Origin of the sequence: Paraneptunicella aestuarii, assembly GCF_019900845.1 — a bacterium.
Classification (GTDB): Bacteria; Pseudomonadota; Gammaproteobacteria; order Enterobacterales; family Alteromonadaceae; genus Paraneptunicella; species Paraneptunicella aestuarii.
In genome coordinates, this window is record NZ_CP074570.1 from 3,382,838 (window position 1) to 3,388,926 (window position 6,089).

General features: G+C 39.6%; 9 protein-coding genes. All 9 read right to left on the bottom strand.

Annotated features, from left to right (window positions below):
* Positions 1-100: 100 nt before the first annotated feature.
* The 9 genes from KIH87_RS12870 to KIH87_RS12910 all read right to left on the bottom strand — a co-directional run bounded on the left by KIH87_RS12870 (position 101) and on the right by KIH87_RS12910 (position 6,084).
* Positions 101-448 carry a hypothetical protein gene (locus tag KIH87_RS12870; RefSeq protein ID WP_232358273.1) on the bottom strand — a complete coding sequence of 116 codons (348 nt, stop codon included), beginning with the start codon at positions 446-448 and terminating at the stop codon, positions 101-103.
* A 4-nt stretch (positions 449-452) separates the two neighbouring features.
* Positions 453-815: a papain-like cysteine protease family protein gene (locus KIH87_RS12875; protein WP_232358274.1), complete on the bottom strand. Its 363-nt coding sequence runs from the start codon at positions 813-815 to the stop codon at positions 453-455.
* Between the two features lie 101 nt (positions 816-916).
* Positions 917-1,327 (bottom strand): hypothetical protein, encoded by a 411-nt coding sequence (locus KIH87_RS12880; protein WP_232358275.1) that lies wholly within the window; start codon positions 1,325-1,327, stop codon positions 917-919.
* A gap of 358 nt (positions 1,328-1,685) precedes the next feature.
* Entirely contained in the window at positions 1,686-2,204 is a 519-nt protein-coding gene (locus tag KIH87_RS12885) for a hypothetical protein (RefSeq protein WP_232358276.1), read from the bottom strand.
* A gap of 10 nt (positions 2,205-2,214) precedes the next feature.
* On the bottom strand, positions 2,215-2,820 hold the full coding sequence (locus tag KIH87_RS19435) for a hypothetical protein (protein ID WP_269751475.1): 606 nt from the start codon (positions 2,818-2,820) through the stop codon (positions 2,215-2,217).
* Positions 2,821-2,972: 152 nt separating this feature from the next.
* Complete coding sequence (locus KIH87_RS12895; protein ID WP_232358277.1) at positions 2,973-3,224, bottom strand: MafI family immunity protein; 252 nt, start codon at positions 3,222-3,224, stop codon at positions 2,973-2,975.
* Positions 3,225-3,247: 23 nt separating this feature from the next.
* Positions 3,248-4,648, bottom strand: a complete 1,401-nt coding sequence (locus KIH87_RS12900) for an EndoU domain-containing protein (RefSeq protein ID WP_232358278.1) — start codon at positions 4,646-4,648, stop codon at positions 3,248-3,250.
* A 6-nt stretch (positions 4,649-4,654) separates the two neighbouring features.
* Positions 4,655-5,290, bottom strand: coding sequence for a hypothetical protein (locus KIH87_RS12905; protein ID WP_232358279.1), 636 nt, complete (start codon positions 5,288-5,290; stop codon positions 4,655-4,657).
* A 389-nt stretch (positions 5,291-5,679) separates the two neighbouring features.
* Positions 5,680-6,084, bottom strand: a complete 405-nt coding sequence (locus KIH87_RS12910; RefSeq protein ID WP_232358280.1) for a hypothetical protein — start codon at positions 6,082-6,084, stop codon at positions 5,680-5,682.
* Positions 6,085-6,089 lie beyond the last annotated feature (5 nt).

The following is a 6,089-nucleotide window of genomic DNA, read 5'->3' on the forward strand; positions in this document are numbered from 1 at the left end:
AAAACTGAGTTTTTTAATATTGAATGGAAAATTTTGCAGAAATCAAAAAGGCAACTAGCTGATTTTTAAACGCTTTTTCAAAAATCAGCCTTGGGGAATATTACCCATTATCAATTGGACGTTTGGACGGGCATATAAAAACTTCATCATCTCTGAAGATTTTAATAAAGTTCAATTCATTTAAATATAATTCATTGTTATAAAACTCTAAACGCCCTTCAATCTCACATTCATCTGAATATAAATACTCTCCTCCAACGTAACAGGGGACAACATCCAATAATCTCTCAGCAAAAGAATAGTTCACATTTATAGATAATTCAGATTCCCTTGTGGTTTTAATAAAAGACTTATTTTCTAAATTAACAAATATCACACCTGTAACCGTTACCTGTCTTCCAATAAATTCGTTTTGACGACACAGCAATTCATCCACTAGCAATTTCATATTGTTACCCTCCACTATTTATAATGACTCCTTGCCTTAAAAATCGTTTCTTAAAGACCGTTAGCTTTTCAAAATATTGAGTTCCCCATGGATCCCTTATAGCAACGACATCAACCCCTTGCCTAGTTGTAATTCCATCGACAACTATCGCATGCCCGCCCCCACCTTGTCTCACGGCCACAATAACAGGAGTACCTGACTGAGTAGCACTTGCAATGTCATCTATAGTAAGTCCTCTTTTAAACTCAGCATCAACTCCATAATTTTGAAACACTCCGCTTAATTTATCTATTGATACTCCTTTATCAGTTATAGGCAGTTGCTTAACCAAGTCTTCCACATCAACAGAATTGCCTAGAGTATCCAAAACCATACCACAAGATGTAGGCCCACAAGTAGGAGTTGTTCCCTGATATATAACCGTTCGGTTCCCATTTCTAGGCATTCGACCATCTTCGTCAAATGTGTTCACATGATTGATTTAGTAGAAGAACCAACATCATCAACCTTCTTCGCAATCGTATCTTTAATCCCTTTTACAATAGATTTGGTTACCTTGGCTGCGCCTGCCGCTCCACCAACTAACGCTACAATCTTGGCTGTGATTCGACCGAGATTCTCACCCGCTTCATTAGCACCGTCCCAACCTGCAATCTCAAGTTGTTCTTCAAAATTCTGCAAGAGCTCCTGAATTTCTTTGACTTCGTTTTCTGCAACTTCTGCCAGTAAAGCCGGGTCATCAATTATCGCTTGTAATGAATCGACCAGTTGCTGAGGGTTAGCCAGCATATCAACCAATCCAACCAATTCATCAACAGCTTCTTTACCTACTCCTTCAACAATACCCGCTGTCACCGCTGCATTTGGGCGGACGCACACCGATGGAAGTTTGGAATGGCGTTGATATCTTTCAAACCGGATATAAACACGCAAGGCATTATGAAAAATGGGGCGGATTGCTCACTGGTGTGGAACTTATTATTTAACGCAAATCGAGCATTGATCGATTTACATCGCTTGAGAGTGAAGGATGATTAACCGTCCATGGACAGTTGCGACTTATGTGGAGTTTTCGAGTGATTTTTGTACAAGAACATTAATCAAAAACTGAGTTTTTTAATATTGAATGGGAATTTTTGCAGGAATTAAAAAGACAGCAGGCTGATTTTTAAACGCTTTTGAAAAAACCAGCCTTGGGGGATATTACCTGTTATCTATTGGACGTTTGGACGGGGCATTATCTATGGGACGTTCGGACGGGGCACACATCAATCTCAAATTTCTTAGCTGGACGTAACTTTTTTTGACCTCTAACTTGCTTTCCATCTTCGAACTGAGCCCAAAGGCAAATATCACAAGCTAAAACAATTTTATTGTCTATTTCATTAACCATTATCCGCAAGTCATCGTCTTTGCAATTTGGACATTGGATATGAGTCTTAAAAGTACTGCAATCCCAAAGCACATCTCTAACAATCATGGCTACCCTATCAACTGAATGAGGAGTAATCTTTCTCAATCGTTCAATCAAGAGACTCACACTATCCTCAGATACTCCAAGATAATATTCCCGAACATCTAGCTCAGTATAAAAATCTAACTTGTAAATACTCCAAATATCCTCAGGAAAAGACTTTTTATTGTTTGATAACCATCTTGTTATGGCAGTAAAAAGCTCTTCAATAGTGGCTGTATCGGAGTTAAGTTTTTCTATTTCTCTACAGAAACTATTCCAAACTTTCTTCACCGAACTCATATTTAATACCTTATTTGACTGGATAGGTGGTTATAAGATTACCCGCAGAATCAGTAATTACCCTTATTCTGGTAGTAGCCCCACCACCTTGATTTAACGAGGCATTACCAACAACCTTACCGACATCCACAATTCTAGAATATTGCCCTCCCCCAAGATTTGTAACTGGAGAATCTACTACTGTTTTACTCATTAAAATATTTTTAAGTTCTGCAGGTTCAATTGAAAAAACTGAACGATTGTTGCCAAGTGCAACATTAAAATGCCCGTCAAGAACATGATCGAAGCCCGCTGATACAGGATTGCCAGAATCTCTAAGAGGCGTTGTTCTAGTTCTGCCATTCGCAATGTTAATTCTGGATTTTACCCTACCAGGGATATCAACATTGCCAGCAGAATTATCTAATGCATCAACGTTTCTCACAACGTCATCAATAATATCATCAGCAGATCTGGAAACATCATCAATGATATCATCTGCAGCTCCGCCAATACCCGCAGCAGGGAATAAAGCTCCAGCAATTGTTAACGCATCGAATGTAACATCAACAGCTAAAGAGCCCCATTGCTCCTGATATATCTTTTGAGCCTTCTCTATTGAGTCAGCTTGTTCCAAGAAAATTAATCAAAAACAGAGTTTTTTAATATTGAATGGAAATTTTTGCAGAAACTAAAAAGACAACAGGCTGATTTTTAAACGCTTTTGTAAAAATCGGCCTTGAGGAATATTACCCGTTATCAATTGGACGTTTGGACGGGGCAACACAGTTAAGGTGGAGAAACTAAATACTCAATATCCATCCACAAATCACTTGATAATTCCATATCAGCAACTAACCCTTTTATTACCTGAAATTCAATTTCATTTATCACAATTTCATGTTCATGTAATTGTGAGCAGAGGAGTTCAACGCCAACCCCCCATTCACCATGCTCAACTAGTTCACGAATATTTTCAATGTCATTTTCAGGTAATTTCGTACTCAAATTTACCAGTAATTTTAATACTTTATCTTTCATAAGACTGTCATCCATTTATAAATTTAATCTACAGGATAAGCCGTTATTATTCCCTCTCCATGAGGCTCAACAATAACTCTGATTTTAACACCATCTCTGACCGACTCGACTCGCCATCTGACGGGCCTTCCACTTTTAGTATGGGTTGCACCAGGCTTTCCTGACAGCTGAGTCCAATTTGCATTAGGATCGGTTGCAACATCTGATACATTGTGCATAACCTTATCAGCATTCCAATTTTCTGGAAAAACTGATTTACCAGGTGCACCAGGCCATAGATGCCCTCCTCCTGTTTGATCTCCTTCAAGAATATGCTTCGTTCTTTGCTCACTTGCTAAATTAACGTATTCATCAAAGTTAGGTGGTAATTCATTATTTAAATGTGTCGCTGTAATATCTAGGTTTTCAGCCTCTCCATTAGAATTAATATTATCAGAATTATCTCCCAAATCATTACCGCCCCCAACTCCGTTACTTTCTCCATTCCCACTAGAACTTCCATTTTCTGAACTGTTCTGCCCACTGTTACTTGTATCATTACCATCTGGTTGATTGGAATGTCCTGTTGAGGTATCCAAATCAGGGCTACCAATATCATCAACCTTCTTCGCAATCGTATCTTTAATCCCTTTTACAATAGATTTGGTTACCTTGGCTGCGCCTGCCGCTCCACCAACTAACGCTACAATCTTGGCTGTGATTCGACCGAGATTCTCACCCGCTTCATTAGCACCGTCCCAACCTGCAATCTCAAGTTGTTCTTCAAAGTTCTGCAAGAGCTCCTGAATTTCTTTGACTTCGTTTTCTGCAACTTCTGCCAGTAAAGCCGGATCATCCACTATCGCTTGTAATGAATCGACCAGTTGCTGAGGGTTAGCCAGCATATCAACCAATCCAACCAATTCATCAACAGCTTCTTTACCTACCCCTTCAACAATACCCGCTGTCACCGCTGCATTCTGCATTTGAGAAATATAGGTGTACTCTAGCTCAGCCTTCATTTCACAGCCGAAATTACCATTACACTCTTCCTTGGCTGCTTCCAGTTGCTGTTTTTGATTCTCCGACAGGTAATAATACATATCTGTTGGGTCTTCACTGGCAAACTGTTCATTGTTCTGAACAATCATTTCATTGCTGGAATTCGTTTCTATCCACGCTGAGTCAACCGCAGAATCACTTCCTGTATCAACTATGCCGTTATAATCCAGTTCTTGATCCATGACGATTTCCGCCACAGCTCCCAAAAACTCTGCGCCAGACTCACTTTCTCCGGCGATATGCGCCACTTCATGACCAATCGTATTGGAAATAGAACCAGCATCGCTAATCGATGTACCGTCCTCACCGTGGTTCACATAGATAGTATCTTCACCATCTGTCGCACCACGGATAATGCCCAGTTCATTCAGAATAATCTTCAACTCAGCTTAGGTTTCAACACCAAATGATATTAATAGTTGTTGACTCCAGGCTTGTTCTGCAGCCTGGACGGTTTCTGGTGGATAATTTTCTGCATTTGCCAATACATCCAGATACTCAGGATGATTTTCAGCATATGCCCAACCCGCAGCCTTAAGTTCTGAACTTTGTAAGGCTTTCTCCATTCCTTCGGGAATATTGCCATTACTGCCATATTCAACTATCGCATTAACAACCAACCCGCCAAGATCTGCCCCCCGCTCAAGATTGTTCACTGCATCCATGGCATTACTGCCGTAGTTACTCACGCTGTTTTGCCAATTTTCCAATGTCTCCGTTGGATTGGTCACCGAGTTCCATGATGAGTCGGTGTAATACACTTCCACACCATCAGATTCATCCCGCATGATTTCCTGTGCGATGTCAATATCACGGTTCAGGTCGCTGATATCCTGGTCGGGATTATCACGAATAGTGATAACGCCTTCGCCTATGGTGGCGCGGTTTATCTGCTCCTGGTCGAGGTTGCTGTAGCTACCCTGTACACTGTTGATTGAACCGGTTGAGCCTGTGGCATTACCGGTATTTTCAGTGTGAACATTGCCAGAACCATCTTCCCCCGCAAAACCAACACCGACGCTCACATAGAAACTACTTTCGTTGTTGTAGCCTTCAATATCGCTGTATCCCAGCGTTCCTGTATCAAGGGCTAATTCATCTGAATCACTGTTTATGTAAGCGCCATCAATCTGCGTATGACCACCAACAAAAGAGTTAGATTGCTCACAGATATAGAGCTTATTATTTAACCGGAATCTAGTATTGTTCGATTTGCAGAACTTGAGAGTTATGGATGATTAACCGTCCCTGGACAATTGTGGCTTATGCGGAACTACTGGATAATTTTCGTACAAGCAATTTAATGGAAAGCTAAAATTTTAATTACTGAATGGATATTTTTGCAGAAATTAAAAAGACAACAGGCTAATTTTTAAACGCTTTTGTAAAAATCAGCCTTAAGGAATATTATCCGTTATCTATTGGACGTTTGGACGGGGCGATTTAATCGTTTACTCAATGCTTCTATTTCCATTTTTTTATCCGGGTGATTAGGAGAATAGTAAACAAGCGCCTCTTTCACTAATTCACTTAGCTCATCCGTGGAAATATCTTCAATATCATTTGAGATAATCTCATCATTACCATAGTCATAAAAAAAGCGTATTCCAGAGAAATTCTTAAAGTTATATAAATCTTGGAGCTCACAGCTGGATGATTCCCCCCATACGGCTACTCCAACAATATCAACAAGCTCATAAATTCCTGAACGACTAAACAAACATAAGTCCATTAACTCACAAAAGTCATCTCTTTTAATTAAGTGATTTAATATATTTTTAACAACACTATATTTTTCATTTTTTCTGATATTAAACATAAAAT